This is a genomic window from Pedobacter sp. (genome assembly GCF_039594775.1).
Classification (GTDB): domain Bacteria; phylum Bacteroidota; class Bacteroidia; order Sphingobacteriales; family Sphingobacteriaceae; genus Pedobacter.
Window position 1 is genome coordinate 179,569 of sequence record NZ_JBCNMT010000002.1, and the last position, 25,316, is coordinate 204,884.

Annotated in this window: 19 protein-coding genes and 1 tRNA gene; 17 read left to right on the forward strand and 3 right to left on the reverse strand. The window is 38.5% G+C overall.

Annotation, left to right across the window (positions count from 1 at the left end; genetic code table 11):
- Positions 1-59: 59 nt before the first annotated feature.
- The 15 genes from tuf (at position 60) to ABDV71_RS07020 (ending at position 16,591) form a co-directional block, all read left to right on the forward strand.
- Positions 60-1,247: an elongation factor Tu gene (gene tuf, locus ABDV71_RS06950; protein ID WP_113646962.1), complete on the forward strand. Its 1,188-nt coding sequence runs from the start codon at positions 60-62 to the stop codon at positions 1,245-1,247.
- Between the two features lie 52 nt (positions 1,248-1,299).
- Positions 1,300-1,370: transfer RNA gene (locus ABDV71_RS06955), tRNA-Trp, on the forward strand.
- Between the two features lie 109 nt (positions 1,371-1,479).
- Entirely contained in the window at positions 1,480-1,671 is a 192-nt protein-coding gene (gene secE / locus ABDV71_RS06960; protein ID WP_113646961.1) for a preprotein translocase subunit SecE, read from the forward strand.
- Between the two features lie 14 nt (positions 1,672-1,685).
- On the forward strand, positions 1,686-2,228 hold the full coding sequence (gene nusG, locus ABDV71_RS06965; RefSeq protein WP_343531725.1) for a transcription termination/antitermination protein NusG: 543 nt from the start codon (positions 1,686-1,688) through the stop codon (positions 2,226-2,228).
- A gap of 146 nt (positions 2,229-2,374) precedes the next feature.
- Positions 2,375-2,815, forward strand: coding sequence for a 50S ribosomal protein L11 (gene rplK, locus ABDV71_RS06970; protein ID WP_097131876.1), 441 nt, complete (start codon positions 2,375-2,377; stop codon positions 2,813-2,815).
- 26 nt (positions 2,816-2,841) lie between these two features.
- Positions 2,842-3,540 (forward strand): 50S ribosomal protein L1, encoded by a 699-nt coding sequence (rplA, locus tag ABDV71_RS06975; protein WP_113646959.1) that lies wholly within the window; start codon positions 2,842-2,844, stop codon positions 3,538-3,540.
- Positions 3,541-3,542: 2 nt separating this feature from the next.
- Positions 3,543-4,064 carry a 50S ribosomal protein L10 gene (gene rplJ / locus ABDV71_RS06980; RefSeq protein ID WP_113661688.1) on the forward strand — a complete coding sequence of 174 codons (522 nt, stop codon included), beginning with the start codon at positions 3,543-3,545 and terminating at the stop codon, positions 4,062-4,064.
- A 67-nt stretch (positions 4,065-4,131) separates the two neighbouring features.
- A complete protein-coding gene (rplL, locus tag ABDV71_RS06985; protein WP_113638764.1) occupies positions 4,132-4,509 on the forward strand; it encodes a 50S ribosomal protein L7/L12 in 378 nt (125 codons plus the stop codon).
- A 155-nt stretch (positions 4,510-4,664) separates the two neighbouring features.
- Entirely contained in the window at positions 4,665-8,468 is a 3,804-nt protein-coding gene (gene rpoB, locus ABDV71_RS06990) for a DNA-directed RNA polymerase subunit beta (RefSeq protein WP_343531726.1), read from the forward strand.
- Between the two features lie 87 nt (positions 8,469-8,555).
- A complete protein-coding gene (gene rpoC, locus ABDV71_RS06995) occupies positions 8,556-12,842 on the forward strand; it encodes a DNA-directed RNA polymerase subunit beta' (RefSeq protein WP_343531727.1) in 4,287 nt (1,428 codons plus the stop codon).
- A gap of 266 nt (positions 12,843-13,108) precedes the next feature.
- Positions 13,109-13,417, forward strand: a complete 309-nt coding sequence (locus tag ABDV71_RS07000) for a DUF3467 domain-containing protein (protein WP_343531728.1) — start codon at positions 13,109-13,111, stop codon at positions 13,415-13,417.
- Between the two features lie 43 nt (positions 13,418-13,460).
- Positions 13,461-14,096, forward strand: a complete 636-nt coding sequence (locus tag ABDV71_RS07005; protein ID WP_343531729.1) for a Pr6Pr family membrane protein — start codon at positions 13,461-13,463, stop codon at positions 14,094-14,096.
- A 76-nt stretch (positions 14,097-14,172) separates the two neighbouring features.
- Entirely contained in the window at positions 14,173-14,670 is a 498-nt protein-coding gene (locus tag ABDV71_RS07010; protein WP_343531730.1) for a phosphoheptose isomerase, read from the forward strand.
- A gap of 61 nt (positions 14,671-14,731) precedes the next feature.
- Positions 14,732-15,460: an acyl-CoA desaturase gene (locus ABDV71_RS07015; RefSeq protein ID WP_343531731.1), complete on the forward strand. Its 729-nt coding sequence runs from the start codon at positions 14,732-14,734 to the stop codon at positions 15,458-15,460.
- Between the two features lie 18 nt (positions 15,461-15,478).
- Positions 15,479-16,591: a metallophosphoesterase gene (locus ABDV71_RS07020; RefSeq protein WP_343531732.1), complete on the forward strand. Its 1,113-nt coding sequence runs from the start codon at positions 15,479-15,481 to the stop codon at positions 16,589-16,591.
- 14 nt (positions 16,592-16,605) lie between these two features.
- Here ABDV71_RS07020 and ABDV71_RS07025 read toward each other — a convergent pair whose 3' ends face one another.
- The 3 genes from ABDV71_RS07025 to ABDV71_RS07035 form a co-directional block, all read right to left on the reverse strand.
- Positions 16,606-17,853, reverse strand: a complete 1,248-nt coding sequence (locus ABDV71_RS07025) for a DEAD/DEAH box helicase (RefSeq protein ID WP_343531733.1) — start codon at positions 17,851-17,853, stop codon at positions 16,606-16,608.
- Between the two features lie 416 nt (positions 17,854-18,269).
- The gene (locus tag ABDV71_RS07030; protein ID WP_343531734.1) at positions 18,270-19,430 is read right to left on the reverse strand and encodes an aminotransferase class I/II-fold pyridoxal phosphate-dependent enzyme; all 1,161 of its coding nucleotides are present in this window, start codon (positions 19,428-19,430) and stop codon (positions 18,270-18,272) included.
- A 41-nt stretch (positions 19,431-19,471) separates the two neighbouring features.
- Positions 19,472-20,821, reverse strand: coding sequence for an APC family permease (locus ABDV71_RS07035; protein ID WP_343531735.1), 1,350 nt, complete (start codon positions 20,819-20,821; stop codon positions 19,472-19,474).
- A gap of 330 nt (positions 20,822-21,151) precedes the next feature.
- On the opposite strand from ABDV71_RS07035, the gene ABDV71_RS07040 reads away from it, so the two are divergent.
- Together ABDV71_RS07040 and ABDV71_RS07045 are read left to right on the forward strand one after the other, a co-directional pair.
- Entirely contained in the window at positions 21,152-23,026 is a 1,875-nt protein-coding gene (locus tag ABDV71_RS07040) for a DNA topoisomerase IV subunit B (RefSeq protein WP_343531736.1), read from the forward strand.
- A 145-nt stretch (positions 23,027-23,171) separates the two neighbouring features.
- Positions 23,172-25,301: an ATP-binding protein gene (locus tag ABDV71_RS07045; RefSeq protein WP_343531737.1), complete on the forward strand. Its 2,130-nt coding sequence runs from the start codon at positions 23,172-23,174 to the stop codon at positions 25,299-25,301.
- Positions 25,302-25,316: the final 15 nt, after the last annotated feature.

Genomic DNA, 25,316 nt, shown 5'->3' on the forward strand with positions numbered 1-25,316 from the left:
AAATTGTATCAAAGCAATAATTAAATAAAAAATTTTAACCTACTAATAAGTATAAAAAAATGGCAAAAGAAAAGTTTGACCGCAGTAAGCCGCACTTAAACATCGGTACAATCGGTCACGTTGACCACGGTAAAACAACTTTGACAGCAGCAATCACTAAAGTGTTAGCTGATGCAGGTTTATCTGAGGCACGTTCATTCGATTCAATTGACTCTGCTCCAGAGGAAAAAGAAAGAGGTATCACTATCAACACTGCACACGTTGAGTATTCAACAGCTAACCGTCACTATGCACACGTTGACTGTCCAGGTCACGCGGATTACGTGAAAAACATGGTTACTGGTGCTGCTCAAATGGACGGTGCTATCATCGTAGTAGCTGCAACTGATGGTCCTATGCCTCAAACTCGTGAGCACATTCTTTTGGCTCGTCAAGTAGGTGTACCTGCGCTTGTAGTATTCATGAACAAAGTTGACATGGTTGACGACCCTGAGTTGTTAGAGCTTGTTGAAATGGAAGTTCGCGAATTATTATCATTCTATGAGTTCCCAGGTGATGACATTCCAGTTATCCAAGGTTCTGCTCTAGGTGGTTTGAACGGCGATCCTAAATGGGTAGCTAAAATCATGGAGTTAATGGAAGCTGTAGATAACTACATCCCAATTCCTCCACGTTTGACGGACCTTCCTTTCTTGATGCCTGTTGAAGACGTATTCTCAATCACTGGTCGTGGTACTGTTGCTACTGGTCGTATTGAGCGTGGTGTAATCAACTCTGGTGATCCAGTTGAGATCCTAGGTATGGGTGCTGAGAACTTGAAATCAACCGTAACTGGTGTTGAGATGTTCCGTAAAATCTTAGATTATGGTGAAGCTGGTGATAACGTAGGTTTGTTGTTACGTGGTATTGAGAAAACTGATATCCGTCGTGGTATGGTAATCTGTAAACCAGGTTCAGTAACTCCTCACACTGATTTCAAAGCAGAGGTTTACGTATTGTCAAAAGCAGAAGGTGGTCGTCACACTCCATTCTTCAACAAATACCGTCCTCAGTTCTATTTCCGTACTACAGACGTAACTGGTGAAATTTCATTAGCTGAAGGTACTGAAATGGTTATGCCAGGTGATAACGTTACCATCACTGTTAAGTTGATCAACGCTATCGCAATGGAAAAAGGTCTACGTTTCGCTATCCGTGAAGGTGGTAGAACAGTAGGTGCTGGTCAGGTAACTGAAATCTTAGCTTAATTATTAAGCACAATATAGAAAAGAGCTAGTTTAGGCTAGCTCTTTTCCATCCACGGGAATAGTTCAATGGTAGAATAGAGGTCTCCAAAACCTTTGATCAGGGTTCGAATCCTTGTTCCCGTGCTAAATAATGATTGAGAATTTGAATGAGTGAATGATTGAATTTGGAAGAAAACTTTCAGATATTATCATTCACTCATTTAGTCATTCACACCTTCAACAAAATTAAAATATGGCTAAGTTAGTTCAGTTTATAAAAGAATCGTACGAAGAAATGACCCAAAAGGTAACTTGGCCTACTTGGGGTGATTTGCAAAATTCGGCAGTGTTGGTGCTTGTAGCATCTGCAATTATTTCCCTAGTGATTTTAGCTATGGATAAAGGAGCTAATTTTGTTCTTGAAACTTTTTACAATTCACTTTAAAATTAGATTATTAGATGAACGATCAGCTAAAATGGTACGTTGTTAGGGCGGTAAGTGGTAAAGAGAAGAAAGTAAAACAGTATATCGATTCTGAGATTAGCCGTTTAGGAGTTTCTCATCTAGTTCCGCAAGTACTTATCCCTACGGAAAAGTACTATCAAATGAAAGATGGTAAAAAGATTGCCAAAGAGCGTAACTATTACCCAGGCTATGTTTTGATGGAAGCGGCTTTGGACGGTGAGTTGGAACATATCATTAAAGGAATCAATAGTGTAATTGGATTTTTAGGTGATAAAGCTGGTAATCCAATTCCAATGAGACAGGCAGAAGTTAACCGTATTTTAGGTAAGGTTGATGAGATGAGTCAACAAAGCGAAACTATGAATGTTGCTTACTACGTTGGTGAAAATGTAAAAGTAATGGATGGTCCTTTTAATGGATTTACAGGTGTGATAGAGGAAGTAAATGAAGAGAAGAAAAAACTAAAAGTAATGGTTAAAATCTTCGGACGTAAAACACCTCTTGAACTTAACTACATGCAAGTAGAAAAAGAATAATAAAAAATTTTATAAAAGTATTGTAGGACTGCAAGATAATTTATATCTTTGCAGTCCTTTTTGCGTTATAATACATTCAAAGGGGTCTTAAATGTTACATTGCTTCCAAAATTTAACATTGAGTTTTAATTAAACAAAAACAAAAAATGGCAAAAGAAGTCAGTGCGATGATCAAATTACAGATCAAGGGCGGAGCTGCAAACCCATCGCCACCGGTAGGACCTGCATTAGGTGCTAAAGGTGTGAACATCATGGAGTTTTGTAAACAATTCAATGCTCGTACCCAAGATAAGCCAGGTAAAGTTTTACCAGTTGTAATTACTGTATATGCTGACAAGTCTTTCGATTTCATCATCAAAACCCCTCCGGTTGCTATCCAATTATTGGATGCTACTAAATTACAGAGTGGTTCTGCTGAGCCTAACCGTAAAAAAGTTGGATCGGTGACTTGGGATCAAGTTAAGGCAATTGCTGAAGATAAAATGCCTGATTTAAACGCATTTACTATCGAATCAGCAATGAGTATGGTTGCTGGTACAGCACGTAGTATGGGTATCACTGTTTCAGGTGATGCGCCTTTTAACTAATTATTTAACATTAACAGTTTACACTAGTGGCTAAGTTAACAAAAAATCAAAAAATAGCACACGCTAAACTAGAAGCCGGTAAGTCTTATTCCTTAAAAGAAGCATCTGCTTTGGTTAAAGAGATTACTACTACTAAGTTCGATGCATCGGTTGATATCGATGTAGCGTTAGGAGTAGATCCTCGTAAAGCCAATCAAATGGTTCGTGGTATAGCTACTTTACCTCACGGTACCGGTAAAACTGTTCGCGTTTTAGCTTTGGTAACTCCTGATAAGGAAGAAGAAGCTAAGGCAGCAGGAGCAGATTTCGTAGGTTTAGACGAATATGTTGCTAAAATTGAAGGTGGTTGGACAGATGTAGACATTATTATCACTACGCCTGCGTGTATGGCAAAAGTTGGTAAGTTGGGCCGTGTTTTAGGTCCACGTAACTTAATGCCAAACCCGAAATCAGGTACAGTAACTAACGAAGTTGGTAAAGCTGTAACTGATGTAAAAGGTGGTAAGATCGATTTTAAAGTTGACAAAACTGGTATCATTCACGCTTCAATCGGTAAAGTATCATTCTCTCCGGAGAAACTATACGAGAACGCGTTAGAAGTACTTCAAACGATCTCAAAATTAAAACCTTCTGCAGCAAAAGGAACTTATTTCAAAAGCATTCACGTGTCTTCTACAATGAGTCCTGGAATTTCAGTGGAAACTAAATCAGTAGCGGGGATCTAATTATGAACAGAGAAGAAAAACAAGAAGTAGTTTTAGCACTACAGGAGAAAATGCAAGAGTATGGTAATTTCTACATTGCCGATACTTCTAGCCTATCTGTTGAAAAAGTAAATAGCATCCGTCGCAAGTGTTTTGAGAGTGGTATCGAAATGAAGGTTGCTAAAAATACCTTGATTAAAAAAGCAATCGAGGGACTAGAAGGCGATTCATCAGATATCTTCCCAGCATTAAAAGGCCAATCGGCTTTATTGTTTTCTAAAGTAGGTAATGCTCCAGCTAAGCTGATCAAAGCCCTAAGAAAAAATAAAGAAGAGAAACCAGTGCTGAAAGCAGCGTATGTAGACACAGCAATCTTCGTTGGCGATAACCAATTAGATGCACTAGTAAGCCTTAAATCAAGAGAAGAGCTTATTGGCGAAATCATTGGTCTATTACAATCACCAGCTAAAAATGTTGTTTCTGCTCTACAATCAGGCGGAGGTAAAATTGCAGGTATTGTTAAAACATTACAAGAAAGAGGTTAACGAACACCTTATAAGTTCGTATTTAAACAAACAACAATTTTGTAAAATTTTTTAAAATCTTAATAAAATGGCAGATTTAAAAGCGTTTGCTGAGCAATTAGTAAACTTAACAGTTAAAGAAGTTAATGAGTTAGCTCAAATCTTAAAAGACGAGTATGGTATCGAGCCTGCTGCTGCTGCAGTAGCTGTTGCTGCTCCTGCTGCTGGTGGCGATGCTCCTGCAGCTGAAGAGAAAACATCTTTTGATGTAATCTTGAAAGATGCTGGTGGTCAAAAATTAGCAGTTGTAAAATTAGTTAAAGACTTAACTGGTTTAGGTTTGAAAGAAGCTAAAGATCTAGTTGACGGTGCACCTAAAGAATTAAAAGCTGGTGTTGCTAAAGACGAAGCAGAAGCTCTTAAAAAACAATTAGAAGAAGCTGGAGCTGTAGTTGAGATTAAGTAATCACTTAATTTTAACAAAACTCAAAAGAAAAGACTCCGACTGTAAAGTTGGAGTCTATTCCCGTTTATAAACATTTCATTTTGTTTGGTTTATGAAATGTTCTCTTTTTAAAACCAAAAAATAGTTTATTCTTAAACTAAATTAAATTTAGTCCCTTGGCAAATAAAGTCGACCAAAGAGTAAATTTTGCACGTAGTAAGCACATTATCGATTATCCAGATTTTCTGGATGTGCAGTTGCAATCATTTAGAGAATTTTTTCAGATCGAAACTACATCAGACAACCGTCATACTGAAGGTTTGTTTAAAGTGTTTGCTGAAAACTTCCCAATCACAGATTCTAGAAACATCTTTGTTTTAGAATTTCTAGATTATTTTATTGACCCACCTCGTTATGACATCGCTGAATGTATTGACCGTGGGCTAACTTACAGCGTTCCATTGAAAGCTAAATTGAAGCTTTCTTGTAACGATGCTGAGCACGAAGATTTTGAAACCATTATACAAGACGTATACCTTGGAACCATTCCTTATATGACTCCAAAAGGTACGTTTGTAATTAACGGTGCAGAGCGTGTAATTGTATCACAGTTACACAGGTCTCCAGGTGTGTTCTTTGGCCAAAGCCGCCACACTAATGGTACCAAGTTATATTCTGCCCGTGTAATTCCGTTTAAAGGTTCTTGGATCGAGTTTGCTACAGACGTTAATAACGTGATGTATGCTTACATCGATCGTAAAAAGAAATTCCCTGTAACTACGTTGTTGCGTGCTATTGGTTACGATTCTGATAAAGATATCTTAGAGCTTTTCGATTTAGCTGATGAAGTAAAAGTTAGCAAATCAGGTTTAAAGAAATATATCGGACGTAAACTTGCTGCAAGGGTACTTAGAAAATGGGTAGAGGATTTTGTGGATGAGGATACCGGTGAGGTAGTTTCTATTGACCGTAATGAGGTTATCTTAGACAGGGATACCATTTTAGAAGACGAGCATATTGATTTAATCATCGATGCTGGTGTTAAAACTATCATCTTGTCTAAAGATGACGGGGCATCACAAGCTGATTATACCATTATATATAATACTTTACAAAAAGATACTTCAAACTCTGAAAAAGAGGCTGTGGAGAACATCTATCGTGCTTTGCGTAACGCAGAACCACCTGATGAGGAGACAGCAAGAGGTATCATTGAGCGTTTGTTCTTCTCGGATAAACGTTACGACTTAGGTGATGTAGGTAGATACCGTATCAACCGTAAGTTGAAAATGGATACTCCTGATGATGTGAAGGTATTAACGAAAGCGGATATTATCGCGATTGTTAAATACTTGATCAAATTGATCAACTCAAAAGAAGAGGTGGATGATATCGATCACTTGTCAAACCGTCGTGTACGTACGGTAGGCGAGCAGTTGTACGCACAATTTGGTGTAGGTTTAGCTCGTATGGCTAGAACTATCCGTGAGCGTATGAATATCCGCGATAACGAGGTGTTTACCCCAACAGATTTGATCAATGCTCGTACATTGTCATCTGTAATCAACTCTTTCTTTGGTACCAACCAGCTATCACAGTTCATGGACCAAACCAACCCATTGGCGGAAATTACGCACAAGCGTCGTCTTTCGGCTTTAGGTCCAGGTGGTTTATCTCGTGAGCGTGCAGGTTTCGAGGTTCGTGACGTTCACTATACGCACTACGGTCGTTTGTGTACTATCGAAACTCCAGAGGGTCCAAACATCGGTTTGATTTCATCACTTTGTGTTCACGCAAAAATCAACAGCCTAGGCTTTATCGAAACTCCTTACAAAAAGGTAGTAGATGGTAAAGTTTCTGTGAATGAAGATGTAATCTACTTATCGGCAGAAGATGAGGATGGTAAAACTATCGCTCAAGCTAATGCTCAGTATGATGATAAAGGTAATTTCGCTACACCACGTGTTAAAGCACGTTACGAAGGTGACTTCCCGATTATCGAGCCTGAGAAATTAGACTTGATGGATATTGCACCTAACCAAATTACGTCTATCGCGGCTTCATTAATTCCTTTCTTGGAGCATGATGATGCGAACAGGGCGTTGATGGGATCGAACATGCAACGTCAGGCCGTACCATTGTTACGTCCTGAAGCCCCAATTGTAGGTACTGGTTTGGAAGGTCGCGTTGCTCGTGACTCAAGAACTTTGATCAATGCAGAAGGTGCTGGTGTGGTTGAGTATGTTGATGCTAACGAAATTGTGATCAAATATGAAAGAAACGATGACGATCGTTTAGTTTCTTTCGAAGGAGATAGCAAAACCTATAAATTAACCAAGTTTAAGAAAACCAACCAAAATACTTGTATCAACTTGAAACCAATCGTTAAGAAAGGTCAAAAAGTAACTAAAGGACAAGTACTTTGCGAAGGTTATGCAACTCAAGATGGTGAGTTGGCATTAGGAAGAAACTTAAAAGTAGCTTTCATGCCTTGGCAAGGATATAACTTTGAGGATGCTATCGTAATCAACGAGCGTATTGTTAGAGAAGATATCTTTACTTCGTTACACATCGAAGAGTTTGAACTTGAGGTACGTGATACTAAACGTGGTGAAGAGGAGTTAACTCCAGATATCCCGAACGTTTCCGAAGAGGCTACTAAAGACCTTGATGAAAACGGTATCATCCGTATTGGAGCTGAAGTTAAAGAAGGTGATATCCTTATTGGTAAAATTACACCAAAAGGAGAGTCGGATCCTTCACCAGAAGAGAAATTATTACGTGCCATCTTTGGTGACAAAGCTGGTGATGTTAAGGATGCTTCGTTAAAAACTCCTCCATCAATCAAAGGTGTAGTTATTGATACTAAACTATTCTCAAGAGCTAAGAAAACTTCTAAAGCAGAAGAGAAATCAGCAATCGAGAAATTAGACAAGAGATACAACCTTGCTATGGAGAACTTGAAAAACGAATTGGTTGACAAGTTATTCCAAATTGTGAATGGTAAAACTTCACAAGGCGTATTTAACGTATACAGAGAGCTTTTGATTGCTAAAGGCGCTAAGTTTACGCAAAAAATGTTGATGGACTTAGAATATGCTCATATCAATCCATACAAATGGACTACTGACGATGATAAAAACGAGCAAATTAAAATGTTGTTGCACAACTATGGTATCCGTGTAAACGAAGAACTAGGTGCTTACAAACGTGATAAATTTGCAATCAGCGTTGGTGATGAGCTTCCATCAGGAATTGTTCAGATGGCTAAGGTTTATGTAGCTAAAAAACGTAAACTAAAAGTAGGTGATAAGATGGCGGGTCGTCACGGTAACAAAGGTATTGTAGCACGTATTGTACGTGATGAAGATATGCCTTTCTTAAATGACGGAACTCCAGTTGATATCGTGTTGAACCCTCTAGGTGTACCTTCACGTATGAACTTGGGTCAGATCTATGAAACCGTATTGGCTTGGGCTGGTAAAGAATTGGGTGTTAAATTTGCTACTCCAATTTTTGACGGTGCTAAGAGCGATGAGGTGGAAGATTGGATTGCTAAAGCAGGTTTGCCAGCTTCTGGTAGAACTTACTTAAACAATGGTTTAACAGGTGAGAAATTTGACCAACCAACTACAGTAGGTATTATCTACATGCTGAAATTAGGTCACATGGTTGATGATAAGATGCACGCCCGTTCAATTGGACCATACTCATTAATTACACAACAACCATTGGGTGGTAAAGCTCAGTTTGGTGGTCAACGTTTTGGTGAGATGGAGGTTTGGGCATTAGAGGCATTCGGTGCTGCTAATATCCTTCAAGAGATCTTAACCGTTAAGTCGGATGATGTTATTGGAAGAGCTAAAACCTACGAAGCCATTGTTAAAGGCGAAAACCTACCAACTCCAGGCGTACCAGAATCGTTCAATGTATTGGTACACGAGCTACGCGGCTTAGGTTTAGATATTACGTTAGACTAATAGAATGAAAGAATGAGTGAATGAGTGAATGGCGTCTGTTATTTACTCATTCAATCACTCAATCCTTCAATCATTAAAGAAAGAAATATGTCTTACAAAAAGGATAATAAATTAAAAAGTAACTTCACTTCCATTACCATTAGCTTGGCTTCTCCGGAGAATATCTTGGAGCGTTCAAGTGGTGAAGTTTTAAAGCCAGAAACCATTAACTATCGTACTTACAAACCAGAACGTGATGGTTTGTTCTGCGAGCGTATTTTTGGCCCGGTAAAAGATTACGAATGTCATTGCGGTAAATACAAACGTATCCGTTACAAAGGGATTGTTTGCGACCGTTGTGGTGTTGAGGTAACTGAAAAGAAAGTGCGTAGAGAGCGTATGGGACACATTAATTTGGTAGTTCCTGTAGCGCATATCTGGTATTTCCGTTCTTTGCCTAACAAAATCGGTTATCTTTTAGGTTTGCCAACCAAAAAATTAGACTTGATCATTTACTACGAGCGTTATGTAGTAATCCAAGCAGGTTTAATGGCTGAGCAAGGTATCCAATTCATGGATTTCTTAACTGAAGAAGAGTACCTTGATATTTTAGATAAATTACCTAAAGAGAACCAATATTTAGACGATAAAGATCCTAATAAATTTGTAGCCAAAATGGGTGCAGAAGCGTTAGAAGATTTATTGAAACGTATTGATTTAGATAGCTTATCTTATAACTTACGTCACCAAGCAGCTAACGAAACTTCTCAACAACGTAAAAACGAAGCGTTAAAACGTCTTCAAGTAGTTGAGGCTTTCCGTAGCTCAAGAGAGAATATCGAGAATAACCCAGAGTGGATGATCATCAAAATCGTTCCAGTTATTCCACCAGAGTTACGTCCATTAGTTCCATTGGAAGGTGGTCGTTTCGCAACTTCAGATTTGAACGATTTATATCGTCGTGTGATTATCCGTAACAACCGTTTAAAACGTTTGATCGAGATCAAAGCACCAGAGGTTATTTTACGTAACGAAAAACGTATGTTGCAGGAAGCTGTTGACTCGTTGTTCGATAACTCACGTAAAGTAAACGCTGTTAAAACTGAAGGTAACCGTGCCTTGAAATCACTTTCAGATATCTTGAAAGGTAAACAAGGTCGTTTCCGTCAAAACTTATTAGGTAAACGTGTGGATTATTCTGCTCGTTCGGTAATTGTTGTAGGTCCAAACCTTAAATTACATGAATGCGGTTTACCAAAAGATATGGCTGCCGAGCTTTACAAACCGTTCATTATTCGTAAGATGATTGAAAGAGGTGTTGTTAAGACCGTAAAATCAGCTAAGAAAATTGTTGATAGAAAAGACCCTCTAGTTTGGGATATCCTTGAAAACGTGTTGAAAGGACATCCAGTGTTGCTAAACCGTGCACCTACACTTCACCGTTTAGGTATCCAGGCTTTCCAACCTAAATTAGTAGAAGGTAAAGCTATCCAATTACACCCATTAGTGTGTACCGCGTTCAACGCCGACTTTGACGGTGACCAGATGGCAGTTCACTTACCATTAGGTAATGCTGCAATTTTGGAAGCCCAAGTATTGATGTTGGCAGCGCACAATATCCTTAACCCTGCTAACGGTACACCTATTACAGTACCTTCTCAAGACATGGTTTTGGGTCTTTATTATATTACTAAAGGCCGTAGAACCGATGATAAGAGAGTAGTAAAAGGTCAGGATATGAATTTCTACTCTGCGGAGGAGGTAATTATTGCCTATAACGAAAAGAGAGTAGATCTACACGCTTGGATCAAAGTTAAAGCTAACGTTAAAGAAGCAGATGGTTCTATTGTAAACAAGTTAATTGAAACTACAGTAGGTCGTGTGTTATTTAACCAAATGGTACCGGAAGAAGTTGGTTACATCAACGAACTATTGACCAAAAAATCTTTAAGAGATATTATTGGTGAAGTAGTGAAAATGACCGGTATGGCTCGTTCGGCTAAATTCTTGGATGATATCAAAGAATTAGGTTTCCAAAGTGCATTCCGTGGTGGTTTATCGTTCAACTTACAAGATGTAAATATTCCGGTAGAGAAACACACTTTATTGGAACAAGCTGCCAACGAGGTTGAGGAGGTAAGAAACAACTATAACATGGGTTTCATTACCAACAACGAACGTTACAACCAAATCATCGATATCTGGACTCGTATCAACAACCGTTTAACTACGTTTGTAATGAATCAGTTATCATCAGATAATCAAGGTTTCAACTCTGTTTACATGATGCTTGACTCAGGAGCCCGTGGTTCTAAAGAGCAGATTCGTCAGTTGGCGGGTATGAGGGGCTTGATGGCTAAACCTCAAAAATCAGGTTCTGGTGGTGAGATTATCGAAAACCCAATTTTATCGAACTTTAAAGAAGGTTTATCTGTATTAGAGTACTTTATCTCTACTCACGGTGCCCGTAAAGGTTTGGCGGATACGGCGTTAAAAACAGCAGATGCGGGTTACTTAACTCGTCGTTTGCATGACGTAGCGCAAGATATGATTGTTAATGATGTAGACTGTGGTACTTTAAGAGGTATGTACACTACAGCATTGAAAGATAACGAAGACATTGTTGAGCCTTTATATGAGCGTATTTTGGGACGTACTTCATTACATGATGTGTACAACCCATTAAACGGTGAATTATTGGTAGGTGCAGGTCAAGATATTGACGAAGATGTTGCTAAGGCAATCGAAGAATCTCCGTTAGAAGGTATCGAGATCCGTTCTGTATTAACTTGTGAAAACAAACGTGGTGTTTGTGCATTGTGTTACGGACGTAACTTAGCGTCAGGTAAACGTGTTCAAAGAGGCGAGGCTGTAGGTGTAATTGCCGCACAATCAATCGGTGAGCCGGGTACACAGTTGACACTTCGTACTTTCCACGTGGGTGGTACGGCATCTAACATTGCCAACGAATCTCAAATCAACGCTAAGTTTGATGGTATAATTGAATTCGAAAACTTACGTACGGTACAAACTACTACTGAAGATGGTGTAATTGATATCGTTTTAGGTCGTTCAGGTGAATTCAGAATTATTGAGCCAGGAACTAACAAGGTAATCGTAAACAACAATATTCCTTATGGTGCATTCTTGTATGTAAAAGAAGGTGATAAAGTTGCTAAAGGTGATAAGATTGTTTCTTGGGATCCATATAACGCGGTTATCATTTCAGAATTTGCGGGTAAAATCGAATTCGACGCTATTGTTGAAGGTGTAACTTTCCGTGAAGAATCTGATGAGCAAACTGGTCACCGTGAAAAAGTAATTATCGATACCCGTGATAAAACCAAAAACCCTTCTATCAAGGTGTTGGACAAAAAGGGCGAGTTGATCAGAACTTACAACATTCCGGTAGGAGCACACATTGCGGTTGATGAAGGTGATGCTGTACAAAGTGGTCAGGTATTGGTTAAGATTCCTCGTGCTACAGGTAAAACCCGAGATATTACGGGTGGTTTACCTCGTGTAACTGAGTTATTCGAGGCTCGTAACCCTTCAAATCCGGCAGTTGTTACTGAAATTGATGGTGTGGTAACTTTAGGTGGTATCAAACGTGGTAACCGTGAGATGACTATCGAGTCTAGAGATGGTGAGGTTAAGAAATACCTAGTGCCATTATCTAAACACATCTTGGTACAGGATAATGACTTCGTGAAAGCAGGTATGCCATTGTCAGATGGTTCTATCTCTCCAGCGGATATCTTGGCAATCAAAGGCCCAGCAGCTGTACAGGAATACTTAGTAAATGGTATCCAAGAGGTTTACCGTTTACAAGGGGTGAAAATCAACGATAAGCACTTTGAAGTAATTGTACACCAAATGATGCAGAAGGTACATATCGAAGATCCTGGAGATACCCGTTTCCTTGAAAATGACTCTGTTGACCGTTGGGACTTTATGGATGAGAATGACGAAATCTTCGATAAAAAAGTTGTTGTTGAAGCAGGTGATTCGACTACTGTAAAACCTGGTCAGATTATTTCTTTACGTAAATTAAGAGATGAGAATTCTCAATTGAAACGTCAAGATTTGGCTCAAATTGAAGTAAGGGATGCTAAGCCAGCTACTGCTAGTTCAGTACTACAAGGTATCACTCGTGCTTCATTAGGTACTAAGTCGTTCATTTCTGCGGCATCATTCCAGGAAACTACAAAAGTGTTGAACGAAGCTGCTATTGCAGGTAAGAAAGACAAAATGTTAGGCTTGAAAGAAAACGTAATTGTTGGTCACTTGATTCCTTCAGGTACTGGCGTACGTGGCTACGAGCGTATCATTGTAGGTTCTCAAGAAGAGTACGACAAGCTATTGGCTTCAAAACAAGAAGAAGTAGAGGCTTAATAGAAGCAATTCTAAAAAGCAATACCGATATAAATCCCTAGCGTTTTCGCTAGGGATTTTTTTATGGAGGTAAATATTCATTTGTAAATGCTGCATGAACTTAAAGGGTTTACTTGTTGAGATACTTCCGAAGTCTCTATGTTAGCCCGTACTTTGCTATATACATTGTTTAGTTGACCAAACTTAATGCTAATAAGAGATGTAAATGACAGAAACATTTTTGAAGAAGCTTAGCACTTTTAAATTAAAGTATTAGCTTTGTTTATATGGAACAGCAGAACGAAAATCAATTAAATATAGAATTGTCCGAAGAGATAGCCGAGGGTATTTTTTCAAATTTGGCCATTATTACGCATTCGAACACCGAGTTTGTACTAGATTTTATAAGGGTAATGCCAGGGATTCCGAAAGCAAAGGTAAAATCGAGGATAATTTTAACGCCAGAGCATGCCAAGCGCTTAATGCATGCCATGCAAGACAATATTGAAAAGTTTGAAGCGGCACACGGGCGTATTAAAACGCAAGACGAAACTCCATTCCCAATGGGATTTGGAGGGCCAACTGCCCAAGCTTAAAAAGAATAGCCGCTTGCACTAGTAAGTGGCTTTTTTATGGAATATGATGAAGCAAAAAGAGAAAGTATATTTAGGCTTGCTAATGGTAACCGCTTGGTTTACCCTTATCTTTCAATTTTATTTGCATATTAATAGTGGAGTGGCTGCTAGCAGCGAATTACTGGTCAGGTTTTTTAGCTACTTTACCATTGACAGTAATTTGTTGGTGGCTTTATGTTCAACAGCAATACTGCTAATGCCCCAAACTGCTTTCGGTAGGTTCTTTAAAAAGCCAAGTGTGGTCACAGCTATTACAATTTATATTACCGTAGTTGCATTGGTTTACAACACTGTTTTAAGGTTTTTATGGATGTTAAGTGGTTGGGCAATTGTACTAAACGAGTTGCTTCATGTAATTGTTCCCATTCTATTTCTGATCTATTGGATTTATTTTGTGCCCAAACATCAATTGAAATGGGCAAACGTTTGGGGATGGTTGGTTTTTCCCTTGATCTATATTTCTTTTGTGCTTATTAGAGGTTCTTACGTCAATTTTTATCCTTACCCATTTTTAAACGTTACGGAACTAGGATTACAACAGGTTATTTTGAACTGTATATTCATTACGTTGTTATTCGTCATCCTATTTCTTGCCTTTATAGCCATTGGTAAACGTCAGGCCAAAAAGCTTCCTCTTTAGAGCTAATTTTAGGTTATTTGTCAAAACTACTTGATATTATGCTTGTTTTAGTTTTTAACTGTTATTTTTGAACTTTATGGATACTCAAAAGCGAGATATTTTTGATAGCGTAGCACAACGCTTAAAACTTGAGGGTTTTAACATTGCAAATGTAGACGATACCAGACCTTGGGGCGGTTTTTTTGTAATAGATGAGGCACAGGCACAGCAGTTTGCCGATACTTATTTTGATGGACTAGATGTAGACACGTTAAAGATAGGTGGAAAGTTAAGCCCAAAAATTTTAATTGTGGCTCCAAATTCGAGATTGTCGTGGCAATACCATCATCGCAGGGCCGAAATTTGGCAAGTGGTTACTGGTACTGTTGGCATTAAAACCAGCGAAACCGATGAAGAGGGTGAGTTAAAGGCCTATTCGCCCAACCAGCAAATTAAATTGCACCAAGGTGAGCGTCATCGTTTGATTGGCTTAGATGATTGGGGTGTGGTGGCCGAAATATGGCAACACACTGATGTTAGCAACCCTTCGGACGAAGATGATATTGTACGTGTCCAGGACGATTTCGGGAGATAATCCTGTCCATTATTAATTAAATTAAATTTTATGGCAAGCTGTACCATTCTTGCCCCTTTGTATGATTATTTTATATTTCTTTCTGGCTCATTGGTTCTTATCATTGTTTAGCCAAACCTTTTTTCTACACCGCTATTCATCGCATAAAATGTTTAAGATGAATAAATATTGGGAACGTTTTTTTTACCTACTGTTGCTTATTTCACAAGGTTCTTCTTTCTTAAATCCTAGAGCTTATGCCATTTTGCACCGTATGCATCATGCTTATAGCGATACGGAGAAAGATCCGCATTCGCCACATTTTTTTAAGGACGTTTTTGGAATGATGGTCGCTACTAAAAATATGTATTTAGCTTACCTATTGCATAAAATAGAACCTGAGCCAGCTTTTAGGGGTAATTATCCGGAATGGCCTATTATTGATAGGATAGGAGATTCATGGTTGTGGCGTATTGTCTGCGGCTTATTCTACATTTGGTTTTATGTAACTTTTGCTACCTCATGGTGGATGTTCTTACTATTGCCTATCCATTTTTTAATGGGACCAATTCACGGCGCTATTGTAAATTGGTGCGGACATAAATATGGTTATTCTAACCATGATAATGATGACCATAGCAAAAATTCTTTGCCTTGGGATTTTCTATTGATGGGAGAGTTGTTTCAGAACAATCATCACAAAAGGCCAAATTCGCCGAATTTTGCTACCCGTTGGTGGGAATTTGATCCAACCTACCCTATGATGAAAGTTATGCACTGGTTGCGTATCATTAAATTAAGAAAAGTTTAGCACCTAATTTTGATTGTCGTGATAAGATTGATATTACCAATCGCCATCCTATTATTTTCAATGGCTAATGTTAATGCTCAAGATACCTTAAAGAATTTTTTTGATGGCCCTTATCTGCTTTATAAAGGTGACGAGCTTTTGGTGAAGGAGGTTGTTCATGCTCAACATAAAGTATCGGCGACTGAAAAATCCTATAAACTATCGGAAAAACAAAAACTGGTTCTAAAGGTGAAGTTTTCTAATGCTATGGAAAAAGATTTTGAGGTAAAGTTAAAATCTTCTATAGTGCAGGAGCCGAGTGTATGGGCACAGCCTGATAAGCTATTGTTCTTGTCGGATATTGAGGGTGAGTTTGATGCTTTAAGAAACCTGTTATTGGCCAACAAAGTTATCAATAAAAAATATGAATGGATTTTTGGTAAAGGGCATTTGGTCATTTGTGGTGACTTATTCGATAGGGGAAAGGATGTGCCTGCTACTTTATGGTTACTGTATAAATTGGAGGAGGCAGCTAAAGTAAAAGGGGGCTATGTACACACCATATTAGGGAATCATGATATTATGAACTTAGCAGGTAACCTTAAATATTTAGACAAAAAGTATTTGGCTGCTGCCGAAGCTATGGGCCAGTCATACATGAATCTTTACGATGAAAATACGGAATTGGGTAGATGGTTAAGAAGTAAGAACCTGATCGAAAAAATTGGTGATAACTTATGTTTACATGGTGGTGTTTCCCCAGAAATTAACGATTTAAAGTTAACGGTAGAACAAATCAATGCTATCTCAAAACCTTATATTGGTTGGAAAGACTTGAAGAATACGGTTAAGGATGATAAAATCCTTAAGATTTTTAGCAGTACGGAAGGCTTGTTTTGGTTTAGAGGTTATTTTAAAAAACCAGCGCTTGAAGAAGCTGTTGTAGATCAAACATTGACCCAATATCAGGTAAAACAAATTATTGTTGGCCATACCATCATCGAATCAAACGTAGGGTTTTATTACGGGGGCAAGGTACTGGGTGTTGATGTTAACCAGCACGAAGGTCATCATGAAGGTGCTTTGTTTGAAAAAGGAAACTGGCACAAAATAGACTTAACGGGTAATAAAAAGCCTATTAAAGTTAATTAATAGGCTTTTTTAAATTATCTTCTGCTCTTGTGGAACTTTTTCTTCTTGTTATGAGCACCCTCTTTATTCCCTTTAGAATCTTTTTGAGGTTTTCGCTGTACTTCCTTACCTGCTAACATGCTTTTCCAGCTTAGAGGATAAGGATGATTTTCTACAATGGGAATTACCTTTTTAATCAGTTTATGGATGGAAATCAGGTATTCATTTTCTTCTGCATCAACAAACGAAATGGCATTTCCATTGGCACCGGCTCTACCTGTACGACCAATTCGGTGGACGTAGGTTTCGGGTACGTTAGGTAGGTCATAGTTGAAAACGTATGTTAAATCATCAATATCAATTCCTCTGGCGGCGATATCCGTGGCTACCAATACTCTTAAAGTTCTGTCTTTAAACTCCGTTAAGGCACGCTGTCTGGCCCCTTGAGATTTGTCTCCGTGAATGGCGGCCGCTTTAATACCGTCTTTGATCAAGTCTCTCGCAATTCTGTCTGCTCCGTGCTTGGTACGCGTAAAAATCAAGGTATGGTTTATTTTAAGCTCATCGAGCAAGTGTTTTAAAAGTTTCCTTTTATCAGGCTTGTCTACAAAATAAACCGATTGGTTAATGGTATCAGCCGTAGAAGAAACAGGGGTAACCTCTACCGTTACGGGGTCTTTTAAAATGGTGTTGGCCAACTTCTCGATTTCGGGTGGCATCGTAGCGGAGAAAAATAGGGTTTGTCTTTTTTGCGGCAATTTGCTTACTATCTTTTTAACATCGTTAATAAAGCCCATGTCCAACATACGGTCGGCTTCATCCAATACAAAAATCTCTAGTTCACTTAGGTTGACATGGCCCTGTGCCATTAAATCCAATAGTCTTCCAGGGGTAGCTACCAAAACATCCACACCTTTTCTTAGTGCATCTACTTGTGGTTGCTGCCCTACACCTCCAAAAATCACGGCGTTTTTAACGGGAAGGTTCTTGCCATAAACGCTAAAACTCTCCTGTATTTGAATAGCTAATTCTCTGGTGGGTGTTAAAACCAAAGCCTTAATGGCTTTTTTGTTGGTCTTCAAGTGCCTCATGTGCAAAATCTGCAACATGGGAATGGCAAAGGCGGCCGTTTTTCCGGTACCTGTTTGTGCACAGCCTAGTAAATCCTTTAGTTTTAAGATACTAGGAATAGCTTTTTGCTGTATGGGGGTCGGGTTTTGATATCCCTCGGACTCAACAGCTTTTAATATAGGCTCAATAAGCCTTAATTGTGAAAACAACATCTTTTTTATAGTAAAAATTTTAATAGTAAAAAGTAAAACGACCTTAAGAAAGTTCGTCTACTTATCGAAGAAGCTAGAACAATCATTTGTTGAAGGACTAACTTTCGAGTTGCTTTAAATGATTAAAGAAATTCAGCTTCGAGCGGCAAAGATAGCGAAATTTTTGGTTGTAGTTGTTTTTTAGGTTTTTTGGAAAGGTTTGGCAATGTTTTCTGGCATTTGTAACCCCACTTTTTGTTTTAACTTTTGTGCTGTCATTCCGAGGAATGAGGAATCTATCTCTCCAATGCTATGTCATAAGAGATTCTTCGCTACGCTCAGGATGACAGACAAACTTAAAAAGTAATTCCCTGCCTATCGCAGGCAGGGAATTCAATCGGGTTTAATTAACAAAAGCATTTAGGTTTTGTATAACGCTAAACTTTCTCAAAAGCCTGTTCGAAATCGTTAATCAAATACTCAGGTTCTTCCAAGCCTACATAAATCCTAATTAAGATGTGCCTTGGATTATTAACATCGAAGTTGGATTTACTAATACCAGCACAAGCAGGAATGATCAAGCTTTCGTAACCACCCCATGATACTGCCATTAAGATGTGTTTTAGGCTATTGCAAAAGATTTCTATCTTTTCTAAACTAGGGTTTTTAAGGGTAATGCTAAACAGACCACCGCAGGCTTTCATTTGCTTTTTGGCCAAATCAAGCTGTTTGCTGTTTTTACTGAATGGGTGTAGCACGCTTTCAACTTTGGGATTTTGTTCCAAGTACTCAATGACCTTATTGGCGTTTGCCGTAATTTTTTCTAGACGGATAGGCAAGGTGCGTAAACTGCGTAATAATAACCAAGCATTTTGAGGCGCTAAAGAAGCCCCAATATTCATATATTCTTTCTCGAAAATTCGTTTGATCAATTCCTGTTTGCCCGTAACCACACCAGCCATCACATCGCTATGGCCGGCCAAGTATTTAGTAGCTGATTGTGCTACCAAGTCAATTCCGTAGGCAATAGGTTGTTGGTAAAGTGGTGAGCAGTAGCTGTTGTCTATCATGGTGATAATTCCCTTGGCTTTTGCTAAGCTAGCAATAGCTTCCAAATCTTGTACATCAAAACTGAAAGTATTGGGCGATTCTAGATAAATCAGTTTGGTATGTGGCGTGATGGCCGCTTCAATTGCTGAGGTATCGCTTCCATCAACAAAAGTGGTTTTTACTCCAAATTTTGGGAGAAAGTCGTTGAATAATTTAATAGTCCAACTATAAGGATTTTCTACACATATTACTTCATCGCCGCTACTTAGCAGAGCCAAAACAGGAACGGTTACTGCAGCAATGCCACTGCCAAAAACTAAGGCATCTTCTGCACCGTCTAACGCGGCAAGTTTCTTTCTTAAAATATCAATGGTTGGATTAAAGCCTCTTGAGTAAAGATTACCTTGATACTCATCTGCCAGAGCATTCCTAAAGTCATCAACGGTGTTGAACTTGAAATTGCTGGTTTGGATAATGGGCGGTGCAATGGCATTGAAATAATCCCCTCTTTCCTCGCCAAGCTCATTTAAAATGTACGAAATATCCACCTTGCTAAGTTAAAAGTTGAAAGTAAAAAGTGAAAACAGCGTTACGCAGGTTTACTTTTATTAATTAATTTATTGATGAAATAAATGGCTACAAATCCCAAGAAAATGTAAATACCATTTAATGCGGCTTCCGAGTCGTCATTGTAAATGCTGATGGCTACAAACAAATATGCCGCGATAAAAATGATAGGCATTAAGGGATAAAACTTCATGGTGTAAATCGTGTTCTTATCCAGATGCGCTGTTTTTTTACGTAGATAGAAAATTGTGGCGGCCGAGAATATCATGCCTGCACCATCCATGAAGATGGTATAATTTAAAATTTTGTCGAAAGTTTTAGCGTAAAATAGGGTAATGATGGATAGGATGGTAAACACGGTAAGGCTAACCACCATGACATCATTTTTCTTGGTTTTTTTAGTGAAAATTTGAGGCAATGCTTTTTCTTCACCCATGGCATACATGGCTCTTGGGTTGCTCAATAGGTTAACGTTTACATAGCCCAATACGGAAAGAAATATCAGTACCGAAAGAATGGTAAAACCTGTTGGACCAAAAATCTGTCCTGCAAGAATTGCTGCAATACTTTGTGCCGATTTTAACTGCTCGAAACCAATTACTTTTACATAGGCATAATTAATAGCCATGTAGAGGGTAATGATAATGCCCAAACCAACCAAGATAGAACGCGGAATTACCTTTTTGGCTTCTTTCGCTTCGCCACCAAAGTTGATGGTTTGCTGATAGCCTCCAAAACTAAAGGATACGGCAATTAAACAAATCCCCAGTGCTTTCCCATAATCGCTCCAAGTTGCCGGCAATCCATCTGCAGTATTAAAAACGGAAGGTAGTTGCTGGGTTTGTCCACCGAAGAAAATGGCACAAATTAAAGTAATTACCATCACCAATTTAATCATGGTGAGTACATTCTGTGTTCTGGAGCTGGTTCTTAATCCCAATAGATTGATGGTGTAAAAGATGATGATGCTCACTAATCCAATAAGAATGCGATGATCATTGGTTTGCATCTCCACGGGGAAAAGTGCCTTATTCAAATATTCTGCACCAATTAGGGAAACTCCAGCAACCGAGGCCGCATTGCTCACTACAATAATACAGTTGATGGCAAAGGCTATAGAAGGGTGGTAGCATACGGAAAAAATCTTATAATAACCTCCGGTAACCGGGTAACGGGAACCAATTTCGGCATAGGTTAATGCGCCGCAAAGGGCTACAAAACCGCCTATGATCCAAGCTAGAAAAAAGAGTTCTGGGATTTGGGCTTTGGCGGCAACATTTACGGGAGTTCTAAAAATACCCATCCCTATCACTAGGCTTACCACAATCATGGAAAGGTCGAAAAGCGAAAGTTGTTTTTTCTCTGGGTTCATTGAAATAGTTTAGTTTGTTGGTTTAGTTTGTAGTGCTAGGCCTTCGTTGTTTCGTCATCCCGAACTCGTTTCAGGATCTGTTTTAGCTGACGTTGAAATAAATTTGCTTCACAGCTACTTCGTGGTCAGTATGACGGGTTTATAGGCAAGCTATTTACGAAGCACAATTTAACAATAAAATACCGCTCAGCAATTCCGTCATCAAAAAAATACCAAATGGTCAGTGGATTGTTCAAATGTGGAAATCTAGCCGATAAAAACGGCTGAAATTGATTAAATTTGTATGGCTTATTTTATTTTCGAAGCAATCCACACGTAAAACACAGTATTATGGCAGAACCTATCTATAACGAAGACAGTATTAAGTCCTTAGATTGGCAAGAGCACATCCGCAGACGTCCAGGTATGTATATTGGTAAGCTGGGCGATGGTTCCGCACAGGATGATGGTATTTATGTTTTGTTAAAGGAAATCATTGATAATTCTATTGATGAATTTATGATGGGGGCCGGAAAAACCATTGACATTAGTTTGCATGAGCACAAGGTAATCATCAGGGATTACGGCCGAGGTATTCCTTTGGGTAAAGTAATTGACTGTGTTTCTAAAATGAATACCGGGGGTAAGTATGATAGCAGTGCTTTCCAAAAATCGGTAGGGATGAACGGGGTAGGGACCAAAGCGGTAAACGCACTTTCTACTATTTTTGTGGTGCAAAGTTACCGTGATGGTAAAACTAAACGTGTGGAGTTTAGTAAAGGCTTGGTGACACTTGAGCATCCAGAAGTTGAAACTACACAACGTAATGGTACTTCCATTACTTTTCACCCTGATGAAACTATTTTTAGAAACTACCGTTATATTCCCGATTTTGTAGAAACCATGATTTGGAACTACGTTTTCCTGAATACGGGGTTGACCATTAATTTCAATAACCAAAAATATTTCTCGGAAAGAGGTCTATACGATTTGCTTTCGAGGGAAAACAAGCCGGAAGAAATTCGTTATCCAATTATCCATCTGAAAGGACATGATATTGAGGTAGCGATGACTCACGGTCAGCAATATGGCGAAGACTACCATTCGTTTGTAAACGGACAGTACACCACTCAAGGTGGTACGCACCAAGCGGCATTTAGAGAGGCGGTAGTAAAAACCATAAGGGAGTATTACAACAAAGATTATGATGCTTCAGATATTAGAGCGTCTATTATTGCTGCCATAGCGATTAGAGTTCAGGAACCTGTTTTCGAATCACAAACTAAAACCAAACTAGGTTCTGAAAGAATAGCACCTGAGGGGCAAACGGTACGTACTTTTATTAACGATTTCCTGAAAAAGGAATTGGATGATTACCTGCACAAACATAAAGATGTAGCAGATGCCATAGAAACCCGAATTAAACAATCGGAGCGCGAGCGTAAGGATATTGCAGGCATAAAAAAATTGGCGAATGATAGGGCAAAAAAGGCTTCTCTACACAATAAAAAGCTAAGGGATTGTAAGGCGCATTTTAATAGTAACCACGAGCGTAGGTATGAAACTACCTTATTCATTACAGAGGGCGATTCGGCTTCAGGTTCTATCACCAAATCAAGAGATGTAGAAACGCAGGCTGTTTTTAGTTTGAAAGGTAAGCCTTTAAACTGCTATGAATTGACCAAAAAGGTGGTTTATGAAAACGAAGAGTTTAACCTGTTGCAGCATGCTTTGAATATTGAAGATGGCTTGGAAGGTTTGCACTATAACAACATTGTAATTGCTACAGACGCCGATGTAGATGGAATGCACATTCGTTTGTTGATGATGACTTTCTTCCTGCAGTTTTTCCCTGATTTGGTAAAGGCTGGGCACGTTTATATTCTACAAACACCACTTTTTAGGGTAAGAAATAAAAAGGAAACTATTTATTGTTATAGTGATGAAGAGCGTAAAAATGCCATCGCAAAATTAGGTGGTAAACCGGAAATTACACGCTTTAAAGGTTTAGGAGAAATTTCTCCTGACGAATTTGGCCTGTTTATTGGAAAAGATATTCGTTTAGATCCTGTAATTCTGAAAGAACAGACCATTAAGAGCTTATTGGAATATTATATGGGGAAAAATACTCCCGATAGGCAACAACATATCATTAAAAATCTACGTATTGAAAAAGATGAGGTAGACGCCGAAGAAAAAGAGATAGAAGATTTAGAGGTTGCATAATGGCGTAATCTCATTATTTATAGTGAATTATGGCTTTGTTTGGAGTTGCTAAGATGTCCTGCTTTAAAATATATAAAGCAGAAATCTTAAGGGCATGATATTTGACCCTATGTTGCACTTTAGACGATCCGCATTAACGCAACGTATGACCATTAACACCAAAAAAAGTGCTTCTCGATATGGGCTAATTGTAATTCTACTACTAGCACTTTTTATCTCGGCAATTTTCTTTTATACGCGCAATAATCGTATTAATTTACTTTCCGAAAATGTAAACCAGCTTAATAGTATCGAAAGTGATTATTCTCAATTAGATACCTGTGTTTTACTTTTGTATAAGGCTGATAACAATTGTAGGTTGTTTGAAGCCACGGGTAATAGTGTCTACATGAAGCAGTTTTCAAATGAAATTGGTCGTGTTTCCAAAATTTTAGATACCCTTCAACTTCGCGAAAATACTAAAGCCTATTCCAGAAATGTAAAGGGCTTGGTTGAACAGAAAAAGGCGAAAGTACAGATCTATTTAAAACTTAAGCAGCTTACTGATAGTTTGTTCATGATCAATGCCAATATTGATACGCTGAAACAACGAACCTTTACGAAAGGGATGGAAATTAAGCAGGGAAGGTTTAAAACGATGGTGATTATTGATACCATAAAACCTAAAGTGGAGGTAAAGGAAAAAGGTTTGTTTGGTAGAATTGCGGATGCTTTTTCGAGAAAAAAAGGGAAGGTGGATACCAGCGCAGTTTTGGTGAAAAAGGAAATCACTTTAGATACTTCTTTGTCGAGTAGGAACTACAACAAAATGCAGATCAAGAATATCAATACCTATTTCAGAAATCTGTATGCGGCAAATAGAATATTGAAAGATAATGAAATAGGCATTTTACGTATCAATTCCCGCATCATTAACGAGATAGTCTTCCTCCTACAAAATTTTAAGACCTCGGAAATTGCCTATACTTCACAAACCAAAAAGAGTATCCAATATGATTTGGATAACACTTTTAAGAGCATTGATAACATTTATTTTGTAATATTTGGATTGTTGTTAACGCTGGTAGCAATCATTTTGTTCAACCTATGGAAGATTTACCGTAATGAAGGGCAATTGATTGATTACGGGCATAGGGTTTCGCAATATGCACAATCTAAAAGCAGGTTTTTGGCCAACATGAGCCATGAGATTCGTACGCCACTTAATTCAGTGATTGGTTTTTCTGAGCAATTGAGTCAAGACAATCTTTCTTCACAGCAAAAAGAACAGGTAGAAGCCATTAAAACATCTTCGGAGCTGTTGCTAGATCTGGTAAACGATATTTTGGATTTTTCTAAATACGAGGTAGGTAAGATTAATTTTGATAAGGTAGCATTTGCTCCTGCTGATGCTATTAATGAGGTATTCAATAGTATTGCCATACAAGCTTCCAGAAAAGGACTTAAGCTAGAGAAGCAGATTTCTTTTAATGAGGGATTAACCATTACAGGTGATTCTCTGCGGCTGAAGCAAGTAATCATGAACTTGTTGAGCAATGCTATTAAATTTACTGATAAAGGCTCTGTAACGCTTAAGGCAGATATGGTAGCGGTATCTAAAAAGGTGGGAACTTTGAAAATACAGGTCATTGATACCGGTGTGGGAATTGAAGATAAGGATGCCGCCGTTATTTTCGATGAATTTTCACAGGTGAACTATTCCACCACAAAAAATACCCAAAAGGGTACAGGGTTAGGCTTGGCCATTTGTAAGCGCATTGTGGAGTTGCAGAAGGGTAAAATAGGCTTGATCAGCGTGATGGGTAAAGGCTCGAACTTTACATTTGAAATTCCATATGAGCTTTGTGACGATGTTGCCAATAAACAGAAGAGTTTGGCTATTACTGATGTTGGACATTTAGTGGGAAAGAGAATTTTGTTGGTTGATGATAATAAAATGAACGTATTGTTAGCGCAAACGGTAATTAAAAAATACAGTGTAATTACGGATACTGCTTATGATGGTTCGGAGGCACATCAACTTTTTATCAAAAATAAATACGATTTAGTACTTACGGATGTACAGATGCCAATTATGGGCGGGGTGGAGCTTACTCGTATGATTAGGGCAGATAAGGATAAAGCAAAGGCTAAAGTCCCAGTACTTGGGGTTACGGCCAATGTGTTGGAGGAGGACAGGGATAGATACCTTGCTGCGGGCATGAATGATTTGGTACTGAAACCTTATTCGGAAAAAGAGCTGATTGGCAAAATAGCCAGTTATATTACAACGTAGTTTAATGCGGGTATA

Bases quoted from the DNA above. Each gene is read 5' to 3' on its own strand.
- ABDV71_RS07015 (WP_343531731.1), top strand. From the start codon at position 14,732: ATGATTATTTTATATTTCTTTCTGGCTCATTGGTTCTTATCATTGTTT.
- ABDV71_RS07035 (WP_343531735.1), bottom strand. From the start codon at position 20,821: ATGAACCCAGAGAAAAAACAACTTTCGCTTTTCGACCTTTCCATGATT.
- rpoC (WP_343531727.1), top strand. From the start codon at position 8,556: ATGTCTTACAAAAAGGATAATAAATTAAAAAGTAACTTCACTTCCATT.
- ABDV71_RS07000 (WP_343531728.1), top strand. From the start codon at position 13,109: ATGGAACAGCAGAACGAAAATCAATTAAATATAGAATTGTCCGAAGAG.
- tuf (WP_113646962.1), top strand. From the start codon at position 60: ATGGCAAAAGAAAAGTTTGACCGCAGTAAGCCGCACTTAAACATCGGT.
- ABDV71_RS07010 (WP_343531730.1), top strand. From the start codon at position 14,173: ATGGATACTCAAAAGCGAGATATTTTTGATAGCGTAGCACAACGCTTA.
- rplJ (WP_113661688.1), top strand. From the start codon at position 3,543: ATGAACAGAGAAGAAAAACAAGAAGTAGTTTTAGCACTACAGGAGAAA.
- ABDV71_RS07040 (WP_343531736.1), top strand. From the start codon at position 21,152: ATGGCAGAACCTATCTATAACGAAGACAGTATTAAGTCCTTAGATTGG.
- rplK (WP_097131876.1), top strand. From the start codon at position 2,375: ATGGCAAAAGAAGTCAGTGCGATGATCAAATTACAGATCAAGGGCGGA.
- rplL (WP_113638764.1), top strand. From the start codon at position 4,132: ATGGCAGATTTAAAAGCGTTTGCTGAGCAATTAGTAAACTTAACAGTT.
- secE (WP_113646961.1), top strand. From the start codon at position 1,480: ATGGCTAAGTTAGTTCAGTTTATAAAAGAATCGTACGAAGAAATGACC.
- ABDV71_RS07045 (WP_343531737.1), top strand. From the start codon at position 23,172: ATGACCATTAACACCAAAAAAAGTGCTTCTCGATATGGGCTAATTGTA.
- ABDV71_RS07005 (WP_343531729.1), top strand. From the start codon at position 13,461: ATGATGAAGCAAAAAGAGAAAGTATATTTAGGCTTGCTAATGGTAACC.
- nusG (WP_343531725.1), top strand. From the start codon at position 1,686: ATGAACGATCAGCTAAAATGGTACGTTGTTAGGGCGGTAAGTGGTAAA.
- ABDV71_RS07025 (WP_343531733.1), bottom strand. From the start codon at position 17,853: ATGTTGTTTTCACAATTAAGGCTTATTGAGCCTATATTAAAAGCTGTT.